The organism is Streptosporangium sp. NPDC049046, from assembly GCF_040649155.1.
In the GTDB taxonomy this organism is placed as follows: Bacteria; Actinomycetota; Actinomycetes; order Streptosporangiales; family Streptosporangiaceae; genus Streptosporangium.
In genome coordinates, this window is record NZ_JBEZEZ010000025.1 from 47,985 (window position 1) to 67,165 (window position 19,181).

The 19,181-nt window shown below is 71.0% G+C and carries 16 protein-coding genes; 9 read left to right on the forward strand and 7 right to left on the reverse strand.

Annotation, left to right across the window (positions count from 1 at the left end):
- Nucleotides 1–24: 24 nt before the first annotated feature.
- Entirely contained in the window at nt 25–720 is a 696-nt protein-coding gene (locus tag AB0B96_RS30175; protein WP_350945585.1) for a GPP34 family phosphoprotein, read from the reverse strand.
- A gap of 473 nt (nt 721–1,193) precedes the next feature.
- Nucleotides 1,194–2,393 (reverse strand): esterase-like activity of phytase family protein, encoded by a 1,200-nt coding sequence (locus tag AB0B96_RS30180; protein WP_362904052.1) that lies wholly within the window; start codon nt 2,391–2,393, stop codon nt 1,194–1,196.
- 859 nt (nt 2,394–3,252) lie between these two features.
- On the opposite strand from AB0B96_RS30180, the gene AB0B96_RS30185 reads away from it, so the two are divergent.
- Entirely contained in the window at nt 3,253–3,810 is a 558-nt protein-coding gene (locus tag AB0B96_RS30185) for a helix-turn-helix domain-containing protein (protein WP_362904054.1), read from the forward strand.
- Nucleotides 3,803–4,678, forward strand: coding sequence for an SRPBCC domain-containing protein (locus tag AB0B96_RS30190; RefSeq protein ID WP_362904056.1), 876 nt, complete (start codon nt 3,803–3,805; stop codon nt 4,676–4,678). The genes AB0B96_RS30185 and AB0B96_RS30190 overlap by 8 nt, the downstream gene beginning before the upstream one ends.
- A 102-nt stretch (nt 4,679–4,780) precedes the next feature.
- Here AB0B96_RS30190 and AB0B96_RS30195 read toward each other — a convergent pair whose 3' ends face one another.
- On the reverse strand, nt 4,781–5,839 hold the full coding sequence (locus AB0B96_RS30195) for a M12 family metallopeptidase (RefSeq protein ID WP_362904058.1): 1,059 nt from the start codon (nt 5,837–5,839) through the stop codon (nt 4,781–4,783).
- Nucleotides 5,840–6,002: 163 nt separating this feature from the next.
- Between AB0B96_RS30195 and AB0B96_RS30200 the strand changes: the two genes are divergently transcribed.
- Complete coding sequence (locus AB0B96_RS30200) at nt 6,003–8,183, forward strand: LuxR C-terminal-related transcriptional regulator (protein ID WP_362904060.1); 2,181 nt, start codon at nt 6,003–6,005, stop codon at nt 8,181–8,183.
- A 136-nt stretch (nt 8,184–8,319) separates the two neighbouring features.
- Here the strand turns inward: AB0B96_RS30200 and AB0B96_RS30205 are convergent, their stop codons facing one another.
- A complete protein-coding gene (locus AB0B96_RS30205; protein WP_362904062.1) occupies nt 8,320–10,947 on the reverse strand; it encodes a CHAT domain-containing tetratricopeptide repeat protein in 2,628 nt (875 codons plus the stop codon).
- A 232-nt stretch (nt 10,948–11,179) separates the two neighbouring features.
- Between AB0B96_RS30205 and AB0B96_RS30210 the strand changes: the two genes are divergently transcribed.
- The 4 genes from AB0B96_RS30210 (at nt 11,180) to AB0B96_RS30225 (ending at nt 14,594) form a co-directional block, all read left to right on the forward strand.
- Complete coding sequence (locus tag AB0B96_RS30210) at nt 11,180–12,622, forward strand: S8/S53 family peptidase (RefSeq protein WP_362904064.1); 1,443 nt, start codon at nt 11,180–11,182, stop codon at nt 12,620–12,622.
- Between the two features lie 66 nt (nt 12,623–12,688).
- The gene (locus tag AB0B96_RS30215; protein ID WP_362904066.1) at nt 12,689–13,267 is read left to right on the forward strand and encodes a sigma-70 family RNA polymerase sigma factor; all 579 of its coding nucleotides are present in this window, start codon (nt 12,689–12,691) and stop codon (nt 13,265–13,267) included.
- A 166-nt stretch (nt 13,268–13,433) separates the two neighbouring features.
- Complete coding sequence (locus AB0B96_RS30220; RefSeq protein ID WP_362904068.1) at nt 13,434–13,868, forward strand: hypothetical protein; 435 nt, start codon at nt 13,434–13,436, stop codon at nt 13,866–13,868.
- Between the two features lie 135 nt (nt 13,869–14,003).
- The gene (locus tag AB0B96_RS30225; RefSeq protein ID WP_362904070.1) at nt 14,004–14,594 is read left to right on the forward strand and encodes a hemerythrin domain-containing protein; all 591 of its coding nucleotides are present in this window, start codon (nt 14,004–14,006) and stop codon (nt 14,592–14,594) included.
- 136 nt (nt 14,595–14,730) lie between these two features.
- Here AB0B96_RS30225 and AB0B96_RS30230 read toward each other — a convergent pair whose 3' ends face one another.
- Entirely contained in the window at nt 14,731–15,855 is a 1,125-nt protein-coding gene (locus AB0B96_RS30230) for an iron-containing redox enzyme family protein (RefSeq protein ID WP_362904072.1), read from the reverse strand.
- 481 nt (nt 15,856–16,336) lie between these two features.
- Here AB0B96_RS30230 and AB0B96_RS30235 point away from each other — a divergent pair, with 481 nt between their 5' ends.
- Nucleotides 16,337–16,792, forward strand: a complete 456-nt coding sequence (locus AB0B96_RS30235; RefSeq protein WP_350945601.1) for a hypothetical protein — start codon at nt 16,337–16,339, stop codon at nt 16,790–16,792.
- A 119-nt stretch (nt 16,793–16,911) separates the two neighbouring features.
- Nucleotides 16,912–17,382: a MarR family transcriptional regulator gene (locus AB0B96_RS30240; protein WP_362904074.1), complete on the forward strand. Its 471-nt coding sequence runs from the start codon at nt 16,912–16,914 to the stop codon at nt 17,380–17,382.
- Nucleotides 17,383–17,554: 172 nt separating this feature from the next.
- On the opposite strand, the gene AB0B96_RS30245 is transcribed toward AB0B96_RS30240, so the two are convergent.
- Nucleotides 17,555–18,493 carry a sensor histidine kinase gene (locus AB0B96_RS30245; RefSeq protein ID WP_362904076.1) on the reverse strand — a complete coding sequence of 313 codons (939 nt, stop codon included), beginning with the start codon at nt 18,491–18,493 and terminating at the stop codon, nt 17,555–17,557.
- 101 nt (nt 18,494–18,594) lie between these two features.
- Nucleotides 18,595–18,951 carry a DUF3140 domain-containing protein gene (locus AB0B96_RS30250; protein ID WP_350945604.1) on the reverse strand — a complete coding sequence of 119 codons (357 nt, stop codon included), beginning with the start codon at nt 18,949–18,951 and terminating at the stop codon, nt 18,595–18,597.
- Nucleotides 18,952–19,181 lie beyond the last annotated feature (230 nt).

Genomic DNA, 19,181 nt, shown 5'->3' on the forward strand with positions numbered 1-19,181 from the left:
CCTTGCGGTGAGGGGGGTGGGGGTTCAGCGGCGGCTGATGACGGCGTCACCTACGGCAGCCTCGGTCTGGGCGATCAGTTCCTGGAGCGGCGCCGGGAGGGCGGCGATCGCGTCGGAGAGGTAGCCGGGGTTCTGCTCCCACAGGACGAGCCGGTTGCCGCCGGTCGCGACGAGCAGTCCCAGCAGGACACTGTCCTGGACGTTGAGTGGCTCGCGGCGCTGGATCGCGAGGTTGACGCGTCCCGCCGGCCATCCCGCGACGTTCACGTCGACCGGCACCCGCTTCCGCGACGGGCGTCTGCCGGGCGGGCGCAGCAGGCCGTCGTCGACCATCCGGGCCGCCACGTCGGCGAGTGCCGTACGGGCGAGGAAGTGCAACCAGGTACGGAAGCGATGCGAGGGTTCGGCGACGATGTGCTCCAGGGCGGTCCCGGCGACCCGGTCTCCGGGCGGCGCCTCGTCGAGGACGACGAGTTGTACCTGTCCCGCCACCAGTCCCACGGTTATCCGTCCGGCGAGCATCAGTTCTCCCAGAATGGCTGCGGCCAGTCCTAAATCGGTCAGGCGGGCATGAAGCCGCATCCGGCCGGTCGCGTTGTCATGCATGACAAAGAACAGGTCGTTGCCCAATCGGGTTCCTGAAAGATCCACTCCAACCACGAACGGCGATCGTATAGGTAAATCGTTAAATTTGTCATTACGTGAACAAGGTTCTGGCACCCGACACGGATCGGATCGGCAAAAACTAAAGAAACGGACATATGACCAACAACCCCCAGCTACACCAAGGGGTGTATCGAAAGAACGGACGAATCCAAGAATTTACATATTTTTGGTCACCGGAGACGGCGACAGGGAGGCAGCGGGCTCCGAGGCCCCGAAGCCGGAGAATGCCCTGCTCAGCAGGCTCAAGAAAGCGCGATCTTGTAAATCCCGGTGAATCCCCGCGAATCATCGCGGGGTTTGATGCGGGCGTTTTTCGAAGTTTGGGACCGACGTAATGCCGTCCCGGCTTCCACCACCCACACGGCAGTGGTATCGGGCGGCGTACGCATCCGCGCCGAGTCCGAAACCGTGCGCGGCCACCTCACCGTTTCACGCGTTCAGCCCGCCGACACCACCGTTCGCACGTGGTGTCGACGGGCTGAACCGTTTCAGTGCCGCACTTTCCGGGCGGCTTCAAGGTGGCGCTTTCAGCAACCCCGGGCCGCGAAGGCGAGGAACTTGGTGACCTCGTTGCTGTCGAAGTTGTCGTCGGAACCGATCACCAGCGTGCACTCGCCGTTGCGCAGGCGCGGCCCCCAGGCGAGGCTCTCCAGGTTCTGCACCGGCGGCCGCACCGTGCTGAGGTCGGAGACGAGACGCTTCGAAACGGGGCGGTACGGCTGTCCGCCGACCAGGCTGTCGCGGGTCAGCACGTTCGTGGCACCGCGCAGGTCGATCTCGTACAGCTTGGCCTTGTAGTTGACACCCTCGATCCAGGAGCGCTCAAGGGCGAGGTAGCGGTTCTCGTCGATCGCCAGGATCTCCGAGACCCCGCTGTCCGACTTGCCGTTCGCCGGGACCGGTGCCGCCGGGAGCTTGTCGATCGGGTAGGCGTACTGGCCGCGCGGCCGGCCGTCGCGGCCCCACACGGTGATGCGGGCCGTGGCGCCCTTGTCGACGGCCGGCAGCGGGCCGTCCTCGTACCTCGGCCCCTCCGTGATGGCCGCGATGCCCCGCTCGGTGAAGGTGAGCCCCTCGAACCCGAGGTCGCGCCGGGGGCCGTTCTCGGTGGAGGTCATCTTCAGGTTGCGGGGAATCGCCAGCTCCCCGAGGTAGCGGCCGTCGGCGCCGCTCCAGCGGACGGACATGTCGGTCACCGGGATGTTGGGATTTTCCGCGTCGGGCCGGTCGCCCTCGTTGGCCCACAGCAGCTTGCGGCTCCACCGGTCGTAACGGATCGCCTCGGGATCTGCGGACCTGGGCCGGCCGGCGGCCGGGTAGGGGCTCCCGCCGGGGCGCCGCAGGGTGGTGACCCCGGTGAGGTTCACCCGGGTGAACGCTCCGGTGACCGGGTGGATGTCAAGACGGCCGGTGTAAAAGCGCGCCGGGTTGTAGCGCCCCCGGTCGTCGGAGACGAAGTACCAGGTGCCGGTGCGCGGGTCACGGTCGAGACCGGAAAGGCCGCCGACGGTGGTTCCACGGAAGCGCATCTTGTGCGGCAGGCGCTGCTCGCCGAGGAAGCGGGTGATCCGGAGCCCCTGCGGCGGAGCGGCGACCTCCGCAGCGGGCTGTGCGGCCACTGTCGAGGGGTGCGCGACCGCCGCCGACGCCTGCGCGCCGACGGCCCCGAGGCTGACCGCCGTCGCGAGCGCGGCCGCGAGTGCCGTGATTCTTCGCGAATTGGCCATATGACTCTCCTCTTCCCAGAAATGATCCCGAAAGAACTGGCTGGAATATGAGATCGCGGTTGGCGGAAAATTTCCACGAGAATCAACGATTCAATGCCCAATGGCCGCTTAATGACAGGGCAGAACAAACCATTTGTCATGCATTTTCGGTCACCAAGTCGGCGATCGGGCGAGGCATTTCAAAGTGTGCGGACCTGGGCGTCCGCGACATCGTCCTACGGGCCGCTCGCATCCCGAACGCGCACGTACGGGCCGCTCGCGCCCCGAACACGCACGCTCACGGGGTGTCCGGCGTCCGCGGTCCCCGCGACCGAGGCGGCGTCCACCGAGCGGAAGGCGCCCGTACGGTAGCGGTGTACACCATTTCTCCGCCCTTCTCGGTGCGTGAATCACACCGAATTGGATGGCGATCGCCCTGTCACGGCACGGAGAGAGGGTGGTGGTGCACGAAATCCAACTCCGGGGTTTATCCACCGATAACGACAACGCGCGAAAGAACGCACCGCGCCGAGGGCTGATCTCCTCCGTCGGCGTTTCCGCCCTGGTCCCGGGCGAAGGGCGGGGGTTGGGCGAGCGCCGGACCGAAAAGCTCGACCCTCTGCCCTGAGAGGACAGAGGTGCTTCGGGTGAGGCCGGCCTTTGGCCACCGGCGGATGGATGGATGATCGGCCGGTGGACGCGCCGTACGGTCCCGCGCTCACCGAGGACGAGCCGACCCGTTCGGCGACCCGGCACGCGAGGACGGCACCGGTTCGCGGAGGATGCCGCACCGGTTCGCGGAGGATGCCGCACCGGTTCGCGGAAGACGTCTCGCGAGCTATTGCCAAAAACTGTTTTTACGTACAAAATTTGTTGTGTCATGAGAGACGTCCTGTACCTGGAACAGATCGAGCAGGCCGAGGCCCTGCTCAAGCCGCAGCGCATCGAGGTGCTGCGGCAGCTCGCCGAGCCGCGCTCGTGCACCGAGGTCGCGGCCCTGCTCGACCAGACCCCGCAGCGGGTCTACTACCACGTCAAACGCCTGGTCGAGGCGGGTCTGGTGACCCAGGTGACCGAGCGCAGGGTGCGCGGCATCCACGAGGGCGTCTACCAGGCGAGCGCCCGCTCCTACTGGCTCTCGCCCCGGCTCGTCGGCCGGATCGGCCTGCGCCCGACCGGGAACGAGCTGGGTCTGGGCTACCTGCTGGACCTCATGGAGGAGGTCCAGGCCGACATCGGCGCGCTCGACAGGACCGCGTCCGAGCTGCCGTCCGTCGGCGTGTCCGGCGAGATCCGCGTGCTTCCCGAGCGGCGTCAGGAGTTCCTGAACGAGCTCCAGACGACACTGCAAGACCTTTTCACCCGTTACGGCGGCGCCGAGGGGGACGCCTTCAAGCTCGCCGTCGCCTGCTACCCCAAGGGAGAACCCCGTGAGTGATCCGATGAAGCTGAGCGCGCGGGTGGCCGCACCGCTCAAGGAAGTCCACCACGCCCTGACCGACCCGGGCGAGCTGCGCGTCTGGCTGGCCGAGCACGCCGAGGTCGAGCTGCCGCACCGGTACGAGTTCTGGGGGCGTCACACCCCGGAAGGAGACGCGCCCCACCAGCGCCCGCTGCACGTCGACGACCACACGCTGCGCTTCTCCTGGCTGCTCGGCGGCGAGGAGACGACCGTCGAGATCACCCTGGAGGAGGAGAGCGCGGAGTCGACCGTCGTGTCGCTGACGCAGACCCACTTCGACTGGGAGACCGCGCTGGCGGAAAGCGGCGTCCTGGGGATGCTGCAGACGTTCTGGTGCCTGTCGATCGCGAACCTGGTCGACCACCTGGAGGGTCGCGACCTCACGCCGAAGACCGACTTCACCTCCCCGGTCATGCGGGAGCGGCTCGTCGTCGACGACTCGCCGGAGGCGGTGTTCGACTCGCTCGTCGACTCGGAGAAGTTCAGCACGTGGTTCGGCTACAGGATCGACATCGAGCCGTACGTCGGCGGGCGGTTCGCGATGGGCGGCTTCGAGGCCGACGGACAGCCCGCGAAGATCGTCGAGCTGGAGCCGGGCCGCAATCTCACCCTGGAGTGGCCGGGTCTCGGTCTTGTCACCTGGGAGCTGGAGGGCTCGGGCGGCGCGACGCGCCTCACCTTCATGCAGAGCAGCTTCAACGAGAGGAAACCCCCGTACGCCGGGTGGATGGGCTGGCTCAGCGGCCTCGCCGAGCTGCGCCGCTTCCACGAGCTGAGCGACTGGCGCTCGATCTGGCTCGCCCCGAGCGCCGAATCCCCGGAAGCGGCGCCGGTGAGCGGCTGACCGCGCGCGCACGACTCCTGCGGCACCGGTCCACGGGGGCAGGGTGTCATGGAGCACGGCTGACCGCGCACGCGCGGCTTCCGCTCTCTCCTCGCCTGGCGCTCACCAGCACATGACGGCCGCCTGGCCGGGGCCCCAGCAGGAGTGGATGCGGACGCGAAGGACGTAGCGGCGGTCCCTGCGCAGGTGGACGCGCAGGGACGCGTTGCGCGGACGGCCTCCGTCATCGTCACCCGCCAGGTAGCGCAGGTCACCGCCGACCTCCTCGAACAGCACCAGCACCGTGTCGCACTCGCCGAAGACACCGACGGCGTAGTCACGGGTCGCGCGGGGGACGATCGTGAAGTCGCGCTGTTCTCCCGCCCCGGCGCCGAGCGGGGCGGAGCGGAACGGCGGCAGTTCGGGCGGCGGCTCGGCGCCCGGGGGCGGATACCAGCGGCGGGCGAACGCGGCGTCGAGTGCGGAGACGGTGCCCGGTGGCGCGACCCCCGCCCGGTAGCACGGCGGCTCCAGGATGAGCCCCGGGCCGAACCGGTATCCCATCACGGACAGCGGATCCCACACCGGGCCGTTCGCCTCGCTCTCGTCGAGCCTGCGGATGACGTTGTGGAACGTCCGCGACCTGGGCCAGAGGTTCGGCGGTCCCGCGAAGTCCTCGTAGACGGCCTCCTCGTCCCACAGGATGCCCGAGTACGGGCTCTGGTGCTCGTGGACCATGCCGATGACGTGGCCGATCTGGTGCAGCACGGTGCCCCGGCCCGACGCCCCGGTGAGGTCCCAGCCGAAGTTCGTCGTGCGGGAGGCGGTGCCGACGCGGAGCGCCTCGCGTCCCACCGCCGACCACGATCCGGCGTCCCACCGGAACCCGATCCGCAGCTCCGCCTCGCTACGGTCGGCGACCTCGGCGAACTCCAGCCCGATGCCGAGGTCCTTCCACTCCTGGAAACCTCGGCGCACGGCGTCACGCTGCTCGCCGCCGGAACGCCCGCCGTCGTGTCTCCCGTCCAGGAAGCAGTAGTGCAGGACCGTACCGTTCAGCCACACCCGCCGCCCCGAGAGCAGGGCCGCGCGTCGCCTCCCGTGGAGCCCTTCCGGCGCCGCGGGGGCAGGGTACGCGGGAAGCGAGCAGTGCCGGACGCGCTCGCCGGCGCCCGCCCTCATCGGCGTTCCCGTGGCGTGGAGGCCCCGGCCCCCGGACGTGAGGAGGAGATCAAGGAAACCGTGTCCACATGCCACGAGACTGAAGACGGAACCCCTGACGCGCATGAGTAGGGGGTACTCAATTCGACGTGTATCACGGACGGGGAACCCGGCTCATACAGCTGTGAGAAACCCACGGTCCCCCTGGCCGTTCACGGCCAGGACTGAGGAACTCGATCTCGTACGGCGAAACCTGGCGGCCGGCCGCCGGGGCGTCGTCGTGACCGGCGCGGCGGGGAGCGGCAGGAGCCGTCTCACCGCCGAGGCCGTCCCCGAGGCTGTGACCGCCCCCATAAGCAACCCCGTGAGCACCCCCGTGAGCGACACTGTGGCCGCCCCCGTCCACCCTCCTGTTCACGCCCACGCCTCCGTTCGCGCTCCTCTCCACGTACGGATCACCGGAACGCACGACACCCGGAACACCCCGCTCGCCGCCTTCGCGTCTCTCCTTTCCCACCCCTCGCGTCTCACGGAGTTCTCCGCCTCTCATAGGGCGGCGCCGCACCTCACGAAACCCTCCCCGCGTCTCGCGGGACTTCTCTGCCCGCCGGACCCCGTCGAGGCGCTGGACGGGGTGCGTGTGCTCGTCGTGGACGACGCCCACCTCCTCGACGAATCCTCGGCCGCGCTCGTTCTCCGCCTCGCGCTCAAAGGGCGTACCCGCCTGCTCGTCACGGTCAGGGAGGGGGAACCCGTACCGCGGGACGTCTCCCGGCTCTGGGAGGAGGGCCTCCTGCCGCGCATGACACTCGCCCCCCTGACGGAGAGCGAGTGCGGGGAACTGCTCTCCCGTGCGGTGGGCGGCTACGTGGACGCCCTCACCGTCAGGCGCCTGCACCGGGCGAGCCGTGGCGACCTGCGACTTCTACGCGAGCTGGTCGTCGCCGTCCACGCTGGAGGGGATCTGAGCCACGTGTCTGGCACGTGGACCTGGCGCGGAGTTCCTCCGATGACGGCGCGCGCCAGGGAGTTGGTGGAGGAGACCATCCGCGACGTCGGCGGGGACGAACGGGAGGTGCTTGAGCTCATCGCATCGGGCAGGCCGCTGAAACTCGTCACACCCGGCGCCGGGGTGACCTGCGGCGTCCTCGAACGCCTACGGGCGAGAGGGCTGGTCACCATGGACGACCGGCTCTCGATACGGCTCGTCCACCCGCTGCACGGCCCGGTGCTCCGAGCCGCCGCGGAACGCCGCGGGGCGGGCGACCCGTCCGGCACGCGACGGCTCCTCCCCACCCCGGCCACGACGCTGGAGGCCGAGTGCGAGGAACTCGCCGTACGCGCGTACTCGGGAAGGCTCTCCGGGATCCCCCGGGGCGCCGGCGAGCGGATGGCCGAGGACGACACCGGCTGGGACGAGCCCGCGATGCCGGAGTTCTGCGCGCGGCGGGCCCGCGTCGCCCGGCTGCGCGGGGAGACCCGCGAGGCCATCGCCTGGAGCCGCGAAGGGCTGCGCCGCTCCCCCCACCACCGCGCCTGCCTGGCCGAACTCGCACACGCCTCCGCCTACATCGGCGACCTGACGACGGCGCGGCAGGCCCTGTCGCGCGGTCCGGCCCCCAGAGGAGACGCGCGGAGGCGCACAAGCAAAGACGCGCGGACGCGCACGAGCGAAGACCTGCGGACGCGCATGGGTGAAGACCCGCGGACGGGCATCGGCGGAGACGTGCGGACACGTATGTGGCTCGCCACCGAGCGGGCACGGACCTGGACGCTCGCCGCCGAGGGAGACCTCGACGGTGCCCTGCGGTCCGCGCTGCGCGCCGCCGGGGACGACCCACTCGAAGACGACATGTTCGCCCTGCACGACGTGGCTCGACTCGGCACGCCCGAACTGGTCGTCGACCGGCTCGCAGACCTCGCCGACCGCGCCGAGGGAGACCTCGCCCCCCTGCTGGCCCGGCACGCCCGCGCGCTCGCCGGGCGCGACGGGGAGGCGCTGGACAAGGTGGCGCGGGGTCTCGCCGATCTCGGCCTGGCACTGTACGCGGCGGAGGCGTTCGCGCACGCGGCCCTCGTCCACGACGACCGGCGCGCCTCACAGTCCTCCAGGAACCGGGCAGCCGCGCTGGCGGGAACGTGCCAGGGGGCGCGCAGCTCCGCCCTGGTCAACCTCGCGCTGCCGAAGCTGACCGCACGCCAGCGGCAGATCGTGAGCCTCGCCGCGGCGGGTCTGACCAACCGGCAGATCGCCGAGCAGCTCACCGTGTCGATCCGTACGGTGGCCAACCACCTGTGCGACGCCTACGCGCGGCTCGGCAGCAGCGACCGCGCCGACCTGGGAAGGCTCTTCACCGTTGGCTGACGCGAAGACCGAGCACGCCGGGCGACCCGGCCGACCGGGCGCCGAGACGTACCCGTCCGGTGAAAGCCCGACCGGGCGACCGGACGCCGAGACGCGCCTGTCGGGTGAGGGTCCGGAGCCCGCCCGGCCGGGGCCTTCAGGCCGCGCCGATGGCGGAGAAGGACCAGCCGGTCGCCCGGTTGAGCGCGTCGCCGGGCATCGCGAGCCGCGCGTCGCGCAGGGCCTCGGCCATGCTCAGGCCGCGCCGCAGCCCTTCGTGCAGGGCGAGCATCAGCGGAACCACGGCCTCGTCGTCGACGGGCACCGAGCTCGCCACGATCCCGGCCGTGCCCAGCGGCAGCAGCGCCGTGGCGAGGCCGAGCAGCTCGTTCGCGCCGACCGGCTGCAGCCTGCCGGAGTCGCAGCTGGACAGGACGATCCGGTACGGGGCGCTGTGCAGCCGTTCGAAGTCGTGCACGGTGAGCGGGCCGTCGTCCATCCTCAGGGAGGAGAACATCGGGCTGTCGGAGCGGAAGGTGCCGTGCGCGGCGATGTGGGCGAGCCTGCTGCCGTCGAGCGCCGCGAGTACGGCGGGGGCGAGCGCGGTGCCCTCCTCCAGCACGGTCGCCTCCCCGTAGCGCGCGGCCAGCAGCGGGACCTCGGCGCCGCCCGTCGCGAGCCCCGGCCCCCTCACCAGCACGACCCGCTCCCTGGACGGCGACGGTTCGATCCGCCGGGCGCGGAGCCAGGCGTTCGCGGAGGGCGAGACGCTCAGCACCCGCTCGCCCAGCGCCGGCAGCAGCGCCCAGGGGACGCCGTGCAGCCTGCCCGGCGGGACGACGACCACGGGGCCGTCCCCGAGGTGGCGTACGGCGGGGCCGAGCAGCGACTCCTGGAGGCGGCGTCCGCCCGCTTCGAGGACGGGCAGCCTGTCCTCCGAGCCCCCGTACGCGATCCGTCTGAGACCGGCGCGGGCGTGGTCGGCGTCGATCGCCGCGTCGGCGAGCCGCCCCGCGGCGAACCTGCGCACCCGGCCCCTGCCGCAGAGCAGGACGTGCAGCTCGCCGTCGACGGCGACGATCTCGATCAGCCATCCGTCGCCGAGCCCGTCGAGCAGCGGGCCCGCGTCGAAGCGGTGCCCGTCGAAGCCGCCCGCGCTGCGGGTGCGGAGCGTCCGGGCGCGGATCTCCTTTTCCAGCCTCCGCTGTTCGCGTTCCAGCGCGGGGGCCGGCACGCCGCCCGGCCTCGCCGTGTCGATCCGGCTGCTGATCTCCCGGAAGGCCGTCACGTCGCGCAGCAGCTCGGGATCGTCGGGGGGACGGGTGGGCGGGACCGCGAGCACGGTGGCGCGCCAGCGTTCGCTCCAGTCGAGGAAGCGGCGGGGGCCGCCCCGCGCGAGGGTCGCCCGCTGCGCGAGTACGGCCAGCTCCGCCCCCTGCGCGGTCGCCCGCGCCCGCAGTTCCGAGGCGCCCAGGGTCATCCTGTGCTCGTCCAGCAGGTCGAGCCCTCGGCGGCAGGCGTCCAGCACGCCGCGCGTACGTCCCGCCGCGGCGGCTCTGAGCGCCTGGGCCACCCAGCCGTCCACCCGGGCGAAGGCGGGGCCGCGCGCCCTGGTCCTGGCGGCGGCGGCGAGGTGCCGTTCGGCGTCGGCCTCCCAGCCGAGCGCGAGGGCGGTGCGTCCGGCGAGCAGCGAGGCCTGGACCGCCTCGGGGGAACGCAGCTCCGCCAGCCGCAGGGCGACCTCGGCGGCGTCGCGCACCGAGCGGCCGGAGACCTTTCCCGCCGCGAACCTGGCCTGGACGAGCACGAGCCTGGCGTGGGCCTGCCACCAGTCGCGGCGCTGGCTGGAGAACAGCCGGATGGCCGCGCTCGCGCGGGCGATCGCCGCGTGCGGCTCGCCCGCCGCGATCGCGGCCCGCGCGGCGATGAGGAGGAGTTCGGCGCTGCGGGTCGTCTGACCTCCCATCCGGTTCAGCTCTTCGGTGGCGGTGTCGGCCTCCTCCAGCGCCTCGCGGGCGAGCCCCGCCGCCAGCAGCACCCCGCACCGGCGGATGTGCAGGACGAACATCGGCGTGCCGAGGGCCTCGTAGCGGCGCGCGGCCTCGTCGAAGAGACGCAGCGCCGCCGGCAGGTCGCCGGACCTGAACGCCGCCAGCCCCCGGCTCTCCACCGCGTCGGCCTTGTCGTGCTCCTGGTCGGTGGTCTCCCACAACCGCTCGGCGGCGACGAAGTCGGCCTCGGCCCGCTCGACGGATCCCATCGCGAGGTGGACGGTCGCCCTGAGCGTGAGCGCCCGCGCGGTCCAGATCGTGTCCTGTGCCCTGCGCAGGGCGGGAATGGCCCTGCGCAGGTCGTCGAGCGCCTCGCGGTGCCCGCCGAGCACCCACCAGACGTAGCCCCGGCGAAAAAGCACGCGGGCGCCGGTGATCCCGCTGCCCCTCTCGACGGCCGTCTCCAGCGCCGCCAGCCCCTGCCGGGTGCGGCCCGCGTGGATGAGGGCGGCTCCCAGGGTGGCGAGCACGTCCGCCTCGCGGTTGGCGGAGCCCGACCTGGCGGCGAGGGCACGGGCCTTCCTCAGGTGGCCGATCGCCGCCGTGAGGTCGCCGAAGTCGCGTTGCCAGATGCCGATCACCTGGTGGGCGACGGAGGCGTCGTGCGGGGAGGGGGAGTCGGAGAGCACGGCCCGCGCTCCGGCCAGCGCGTCCGCCGGGCGGGCGAACACCAGGGGCAGCAGATCGAGAGGGTCTCCCGCGGGCCGCGGGATCCGCGAGCTTCCCCCGGTCACGGATCGATGTTAGACGTGGTGTGTTCAGGGCGTCCATGCCGCGGAGCCCTCCCCGAGAACACCCCCCGTCCAGCTCCGGACTCCCCTCTCCTTACCGGGCAATTCGCTCGTCCGTGCCGGGTGACTCCCCCGGTTCGTATCGAGCCGATCGCTCGGAAGGTGTATCAGTGAGGCATCCGGTGGCTCTTAACCCATGGCGACGTCAGGACATCTGCGAAACAGGATGGCGAGTATGGCACCAGACAGGTTCCAGGAACAGTTCGACCAGATCCAGGACGCCATGGGAGAGGTGGTGCTCGCGGCGGGTTTCGAGGGGTCACAGCCCATGTTCCTCTACGAGAAGGGCTACGTCCTCGCCCGCGTGGAGGACGCCGACGAGGTCGCCTCGACGGTGAGGAGAGCGTTCGCCAGGGATCGCGGCGACCGGGACGCGGGCGTGCGGGTGGAGCGGGAGGAGAGTCCCGGCGGCGTGCTCAGGATCCGGGTCGGGGAGCCCGACAGGAGTGAGCGCTTCGCCGACCGGGACGTGTCGGACGCGCTGAGGGCCGTCGAGGACCTGGAGCGCGAGAACAGGCGCCCCATGGTGTCCAGGAACCACATCGTCTCCATCGCGGTGAACTGCTGCCCCGGCGACGAGCCGGTGCCGATCTCCCGGTGCGAGTCGCCCAACCCGGCGGTGGCCGAACTCGCCGGCGAGGGGGGCGCGCCGGTGTCGGTCCTGGTGGTCGACACCGGGCTGGTGGAGAACTACCGCTCGCACCCGTGGATGCACCGCGTCGTGGGCGAGGGCAAGGAGATCGAGCTCGACGACGAGGGCATCCTCAAGCAGTACGTCGGGCACGGCACCTTCATCGCCGGGCTGGTCAGCGCCGTCGCACCCAACACCGACGTCACGGTGCACGCGACGCTCGTCAACGCGGGCGCGATCAGCGAGAAGGAGCTGGGTGACAAGCTGCTCGGGGGGATGCTGCCCGAGGAGAGGTGGCCCGACATCGTCAACCTGTCGGCGGGGACGCCGAGCACCGGGGCGGAAGCGCTCCTCGGGCTCGAACGCTTCATGGACGCGCTGCTGGGTCACCCCGAGACGCTGCTCGTGGCGGCCGCGGGCAACAACGGCAACGACGTGAGGTTCTGGCCCGCCGCCTACGCCGACCACCCCGACTACGCGGGTGCCGTCGTGTCGGTGGGCGCCCTGAGGAAGGACGGCACGGCCCGCGCCTGCTTCAGCAACCACGGGCCGTGGGTGACGACGTACGCGCCCGGTGAGCGTCTGGTGAGCGCCTTCACCGCGGTGGACCCCACTCCCGCGGCGTACGACTACCAGCACTCCACCTTCCCCGCCTGCAGGTACGGCCACCTGTACGACTGCACCTGCCAGTTCCCCCCGCACCGGGGCGAGCTCACCGAGAAGATGGCGTCGTCGCCGAACGCCATCCGCGAGCGCGTCGAGTTCGACGGCCTGGCGGAGTGGAGCGGCACCTCCTTCTCTGCTCCCCTCGTGGTCGCAATGATCGCCAATTACATGGCGCGGAACCCGGGGGTCGGCTCCCGGGAGGCCGCGGGAAGGCTTCTGCAGGAAATCCCCGTCGGCAGGCTGTCCGGCATCACCACCCCGGCCCTCATCCCCGCCACCTGGACGCCACGGAGCGTACAAAGTGTCCCGGCCACGCCCTGAAAACCAGTGCGGGCGGATCGGTCCTGCGACGTACGATGACAGTCCAGAAAGCAAGGGGACGTCACCGTGGATCGAGACTCGATCGGCATCCTCTTCCGCGCCGCGGTGGACTCAGACGACGCCGCCGCGTGGAAATCCCTGGTGGAGGGCCTCAGCCCGCTCGTGTGGTCCGTCGTGCGCGCTCACGGGCTGAGGGACGCGGACGCGCAGGAGGTCTACCAGACGACCTGGTTCCGGCTCGCCCAGAATCTCACCCGGATCCGCGAACCGGACAAGGTCGGCGCGTGGCTGGCCAGCACGGCGCGCAACGAGTGCGTCAAGGTGATCAGGGCCGCCCGGCGGGTCTCCCCGAGCGACGACCGGGAGATGTTCGATCGCGTCGCCGACGACCGTACGCCGGAGCAGGCGCTGATCGACTCCGAGGACGCCGCCCGGGAGCGGGAGCGGGCACGGGCGGCCTGGCAGGCCTTCCAGGAGCTCGGTGAGAGCTGCCAGCGGTTGCTGCGGCTGCTCACGGCCTCTCCGCCGTTCAGCTACCAGGAGGTGTCGGCGACGCTCGGCATCGCCGTCGGGAGCGTCGGGCCGATCAGGCAGCGCTGCCTGCGACGGCTGCGCGTCCTTCTGGGCAGGAGGGGTTTCCAGTGAACCTCCCGAGCGGACGGGATGTCCGCGTGGACCTCCTCAGGTGTGCTTTCCGGGGGAATCTCTTCGGGCGTGCCTTCCGAGCGGACCTTGTCAGGTGTGCCTTCCGAGTGGACCTCCTCGGCAGGCGAGGTTTCCGGGTGGACCTCCCGGGCGGACGGGGTTTCCGATGAGTGACGACGAGCTGGAGGCGGAGCTGCGCCGAGCCATCGAGCTGTTCGACCCCGTTCCCTCACAGCTCCTGCAGATCGCGGTCGAGGCGTACACGCTGCGCACGCTCGACGCCGAGCTGGCCGAGCTGGTCTTCGACTCCCTGAGCGGATCCTCGCGGGTGCGGGGGGAGCGGCAGCCGCGCATGCTCACCTTCCAGGGCGTGGGGCTCACCGTCGACCTGGAGATCACCGTGACCGCCGCCGGCGGCCGGGTGGTGGGCCAGCTGATGCCGCCGCGTCCCCTTGAGGTCGAGGTCCTCGGAGGTCGTCCGGTCACGCTGACGGCCGACGACCTGGGCAGGTTCATCTACGACGACGTTCCCGCCGGGCCGTTCAGCCTCCGCTGCCGTCTCGGCGACGCGACGGTCGTCACCGAGTGGATCACCGTCTGACGGCGGCTCACCCCGCCGGGTGGCGAGGCGAGGTTCCCCGCGTACGCCTGCGCGTGCCGCCGCCTTCGCGGTGCCGGTCCCCCGGGTTTCGGTGCCCGGGTGCGGGTAATCGACCTGGTAGTCGAAGGGGGACCCATGAACGACCGCCGGACCATGCCCGAGCTGATGAGCGAGAACGATGTCGTGGACCTGCTGGTGCGCCAGCACGCGATGATCAGAAATCTGTTCGACGAGGTCGAGGAGGCCCCCACCGGGGCGCGGCGGGCCGATGCCTTCCGGCGTCTCGTACGGATGCTCGCCGTGCACGAGACCGCCGAAGAGGAGATCGTGCACCCCTACGCGCGTCTCAAGATCAAGGACGGGGGCGAGGTGGTCGACGAGCGTCTCGCGGAGGAGAGGGAGGCGAAGCAGTTACTCGTCGACCTGGAGGAGCTGGGTCCCGGGCACCCCGAGTTCTCCGCGCGTCTCCAGGTGTTGCGTGCGGCGGTGCTCGCCCACGCCCACGCCGAGGAGAGCCACGAGTTCGCCCAGCTGCGCGCCCGCACGAGCGTGGCCGAGCGCCGGGCCATGGCGGCCGGGGTGAAGGCGGCCGAGGCTCTGGCACCGACCCATCCGCACCCCGGTACGGAGTCGATGATGATGAACCTGCTGTTCGGGCCGCCTCTCGCGATCGTGGACCGGACCCGCGACGTGATCCGCCAGGCCATGCGCGGCTCGGGCGGCTGAGCAGGGGCGGTCACGACCTCGGTGCCGCGCCCGCCTTTCGCGACAGGAGCGCTCACGTCCTCGGCGCGGCACCCGCCTCTCACGGCGGGAGTGGTCACGACCTCGGCGCCACACCCACCTCTCGCGACAGGAGTGCTCACAACTTCGCCGCCGCGCCGGCCTCTCGCAGCGACGAGGCGCCGCGACGCCAGCGGCTCATGACGTGCTCGGCGAAGAGCCGGTCCAGGGTGAGGGCGCAGGCCGCTCCGTACAGGACGTCACCGACCCGGGTGGGGTGCCGCGTCACGAACTCGCCGCACATGTCGTGCGCGGCGGCCTGCTCGTGGACGGCGTCGGCGCGTGCGTGCTCGTCGTAGAAACGCCTCGCGGCCTCGTCGCCGCCCAGCCTGCCCAGTCCCGTGGAGTAACGACGGTTGGAGATCGAGGAGATCGTCTCGAACGCCGCCAGGTGACCGAGCAGCGCCCCGAGATGACGTCGGTGCAGACCGAACAGTGACGTGGTGTTGGAGATCGCCAGCGTGATCGCCGGAACCCGGTCGAGGTAGGCGCCGTAGGAGTCGTCCAGGCCCAGGCCGCGCATGGTGACCCGAAACAGCTCCGAGCGCGTCCGCCTCGCGCTCCCCCCGCCGTACTCGTCCGCCTGGATCGCCGGCAGCGCCGCCTTGGGGCGGCCGTCCAGCCCGGGGATCGCCCAGGTGTGCGGGTCGGCCTCCCTGAGGTGGTGGATCGACCGGTGCGCGACGAACTCGCGGAACTGCTCCAGGTCGGCCTGCCCCTGGAGGAACCCCGCGAGGTCGGGCCCGTCGACGGCCGTGCCCACGAGTTCGGCGAGGGCCTGGCGGGTCTGCTCGGGCCGCGAGGCGGGTGGGTACGGTATCGCCCGCGCCAGTCCTTCCTCTAACCGCGCCTCCAGGATCTCCCGCACCTCCAGGAGGGAAGGGCTCCACTCCCACCGGTCGTCCACCCCCGCGAAGCCCCGGTAGTGCAGCTCGTAACAGACGAAGAGCGCCAGTTGCACGTCCTCGTCCATGAGGACGGGGCCCGCGAACCGGGCGGGGAACGACAGGAGTGGGAGCGAGAGGAGGCCGAAGCGGTGTGGTGGTCGTACCAGCCTCTCGAAGAGCATGGAGGTGATCGGGCCCCGCACGGCGGGCAGCGCCGGAGCCCTGCCGGGGAGTTGATCCTTCACCGCGATGCCGTCGTCGTGGACGTCGGCGATGCGCCGCCCGTAGTGAGCGGACGCGTCGAACTCACGCGCCATGCGTCCCCCGTTCGATACCCAGAGCGATCCGCTGCCCGACCCGGAACCGGCGAAACGCCGCCAAGATCATTCTTTCCCCTCGATGAGCTGCGGAAACAGCGAAATACTCAGCTATTCCGTAGCCCTGAGGTACTCCTGCCGCCAGGAGGTCCACCGAGGACGAGCAGCGGATCGAGCGGGCGGCGACCGGTGGAGCCACCGGTTCCGTACCGGTCGGCGGAGGCGGCCGGGATGTTCCACGATGTTGCGTGCGAAGCCCTGCCCGTGAGGGCGGTGCCCCACGGCGATGGCCTCCTCGCGCGTCTCCGGGTGCGAAGCCCTGCCCTGAGGACGGTGCGGCGTCTTCGGCCGTTTCCGGCGGCGGAGAAGAAGTGATGATCCTCACCGAGAACCGGTGAAAACGCCGGTGAGAACATGGTGTCCCGGCGCGTGGGAACGGTGGAAGCGTCGGTCTCTCGGTACGGGAAGGTACGGTCGGCTCATGTCCGAGCGCAGCATGCCGCATGACCTCGCCGCCTGGGCGTGCCCCCACGGGCAGGACGCTCGCCGGGGTTGCACGACCTGCTACGAGGAGTCCATCGATCCCGACACCTCGCACCCCTTCTGGGAGGTCGCCGCGTGGTTCACCACCTCACGGCCGCTCCCGATCAAAACGCTCCAGGACGCGCATCATCACGATCGTCATTTCGCCCTCGACCAGCCGTCCACCCCGCTGGTCTACCTCCTGACGGGACGTGCCCGCGCGAGCGACAGCGTGCAGGCGATCGCGGGCGTCGTCGGCTTCCTGATGCACAACCGGCACGTGGTGTCCGACTTCACCGTGACCGAGACCCGTGCCACCCGACGCTCTCCCGGCACTCCCAGCGCGCCCAACGCGACCCGCCAGACCGACAAGTGGCTCCAGGACCGGCGCCGCCCCGACGGACGCGCACCGTGAAAGCCCTCCCGCCGCACCGCAGGTGAGCGCGCTGCGGATGAGCCGAGGATGACAAGGTACGGCGGCAGTCCCTAAGCTCGACAACACCATTGTCGAAACGTCGAGGCCAGGAGGAGAACGTGGCGACCGACCCTCCGGGCTTCGAGCTCCCCCTCCGGCTCTTTCTCGGCTTCCGGGTGCTCATCGACGAACTCCACGCGGAGCTCGCCCGCCAGGGGCATCCCGACATGCGACCGATGCACGGCTTCGTTCTGCAGGCGATCGGCCCCGAGGGCACCACCGCGGTGGAACTCGGCCGACGGCTCGGCGTCTCCAAGCAGGCGGCGGGCAAGACGGTCGACACCCTGGAGCAGCTGGGTTACGTCGAGCGCGGCTCCGACCCCGGCGACGCCCGCCGCAAGATCGTACGGCTCACAGAGCGGGGCGTCGACAGCCTCGTCCGGTCGGCGCGCATCTTCGAGGACCTGCGCGCGAGCTGGGCGAGGACCATCGGCGAGGACCGGCTGCGTGCCCTGGAGTCCGACCTGCGCGCCGTGACCCCGGAGGAGGTCTTCCGCCTCGACGTTCCCGGCTGGTTCGGCGGCCACTGAACGTTCACGGGAGCGACGGGCAGCGGGACCGCGCGAGGCCGGTTCCGGCCGGTTCCAGGGAGGCGACTGCTCGCGGACGGCGGTTTCGGAATGCCGGACACGCGCGGACACCGGTTCAAGGCATGCCGGAACAGGCGCGGACGCCGATTCAGGGGACGTCGAAACAGGCGGCTCAGGGGGTGTCGAAACAGACGCGGACGGTGGTCCCGCCCTCCCCTGTGTGCACGCGGACCAGGTCTCCGAGGAGGTTGGTCACGAGCAGTCCCCGCGAGCCCCGCTGCCGGGAGTCGGCCGGGCGGCGTCCCGCGAGGGGGTCGACGATGTGGCCCGCGTCGCTGACGTCGAGGACGATCCGGCGGTCTTCCGTCCAGATCCGCAGGATCCCGGAGCCGCCCCCGTGTTCGATGCTGTTGGCGGCCAGCTCACTGGCGATCAGCCGCAGATCCTCCAGGCGCACCCCCGACAGGCCCGCCCGCTCGGCGTACCGGACGGCGAAGGCGCGCACCCGCCACAGGTCCTCGCCGCCGAAGGGGAGAACGTCGGCGTCCTCCGGTTCCGGCAACGGCCCGCCGCACTTGCGGATGACGCGTTCCGGCGCGTAACCGGTGCTGGTACGCGGTCCCGAGCCGTCCACGAGAACGGGATGGGCCGCCTCGGCGAGCTCGATGATCTCGGCGTCCAGCCCGTCCAGGTCGTACGGGCACAGGATGACGGCGTCCCGCCCCGAGAAGGCGAGGTTGATCAGCGCCTCGTGCAACAGGCACGCGTCGTGCTCCGTCCGCGGCCGGTCCGGCCAGACCGGTTCGCCGACGATGCGGACCCGGCGGCCCGGGTGGAGGTCGGCGAAGGCCCAGAGGACGGCGGGGATGATGCGCCCGGGGTTACGGCCGACCTCCTCCATGTCGAGGAAGTGCACCTCGTCGGCCGCCTCGCCCAGCTCCGCCCGGATGAGTTTCAGGTTCTGTCCCGGCACGGCGACCGCGACCGGCTCTCCGGCCTCGACGCCCTCGGGGACGAAGGGCACCGTACCGTCCAGATACTGCCGGAAGCCCCGGTAGAAGAGTGCCGGATGGGCGAACAGCTCCACCCTTGCGGTCGTCGGCGCGTTCACGGCGTCTCCATTTCGATCAAGGAGGGTTCGGAGGCTTCCTGTTGCTTTGTCAGCCTCCGGCTTCCTCCCGCCTTGCCAGCCTCCGGCTTCCTGCCGATGCGTCAGCCTCCCAGTCGTGACGGTCTGAGCGGGTTGTGGCCCACCTCCAGCAGCGCCCGTCGCCGGTCGTCGTCGTCCTCGTCGACCGTACCCTCGGCCAGCGTGTCCTCGACGCGGTCGACGGCCTTGCGCATCGTCTCGATGTCGTCGGTGGTCAGGTCGGCCTTCCGCTTGCCGAGAACCTGGAGCACCTGGCGCCCGAGCGGCGGCATGGCCGCCTCGGGGCTCACGGCGGCCGCGTCCTGTGAGGCCGAGGCCGACGCGAGCAGGAAGGCCCTCAGCTCCTCCGATGTCATGTTCACGACCTCGTGGAACTCCTGCCACACCAGGTCGAGGATCAGATCCGACTCTTCGGCCACCGTGCTCTCCTCTCATGCCGGGCCGGTAAGGCCACGCCCCGGACACGAACCGGCCACCGGCGCGGATCGGACCTCCCACGGGGGAAGGCGCGCGGTGACGGGCGCACGGCCCGCCCTACCCCGGCTTCCGTCCCGTTAACACGCGGGCCGGGGTACGGGCGGGAAAAGAGCCCTGATGATCAAGTGAGCCGAGCCTCCCGGACGGCGGTGTTCCCGGCCGTTACGGAAAG

Bases quoted from the DNA above. Each gene is read 5' to 3' on its own strand.
- AB0B96_RS30180 (WP_362904052.1), bottom strand. From the start codon at position 2,393: ATGGCCAATTCGCGAAGAATCACGGCACTCGCGGCCGCGCTCGCGACG.
- AB0B96_RS30185 (WP_362904054.1), top strand. From the start codon at position 3,253: ATGAGAGACGTCCTGTACCTGGAACAGATCGAGCAGGCCGAGGCCCTG.
- AB0B96_RS30195 (WP_362904058.1), bottom strand. From the start codon at position 5,839: ATGAGGGCGGGCGCCGGCGAGCGCGTCCGGCACTGCTCGCTTCCCGCG.
- AB0B96_RS30210 (WP_362904064.1), top strand. From the start codon at position 11,180: ATGGCACCAGACAGGTTCCAGGAACAGTTCGACCAGATCCAGGACGCC.
- AB0B96_RS30220 (WP_362904068.1), top strand. From the start codon at position 13,434: ATGAGTGACGACGAGCTGGAGGCGGAGCTGCGCCGAGCCATCGAGCTG.
- AB0B96_RS30225 (WP_362904070.1), top strand. From the start codon at position 14,004: ATGAACGACCGCCGGACCATGCCCGAGCTGATGAGCGAGAACGATGTC.
- AB0B96_RS30230 (WP_362904072.1), bottom strand. From the start codon at position 15,855: ATGGCGCGTGAGTTCGACGCGTCCGCTCACTACGGGCGGCGCATCGCC.
- AB0B96_RS30235 (WP_350945601.1), top strand. From the start codon at position 16,337: ATGTCCGAGCGCAGCATGCCGCATGACCTCGCCGCCTGGGCGTGCCCC.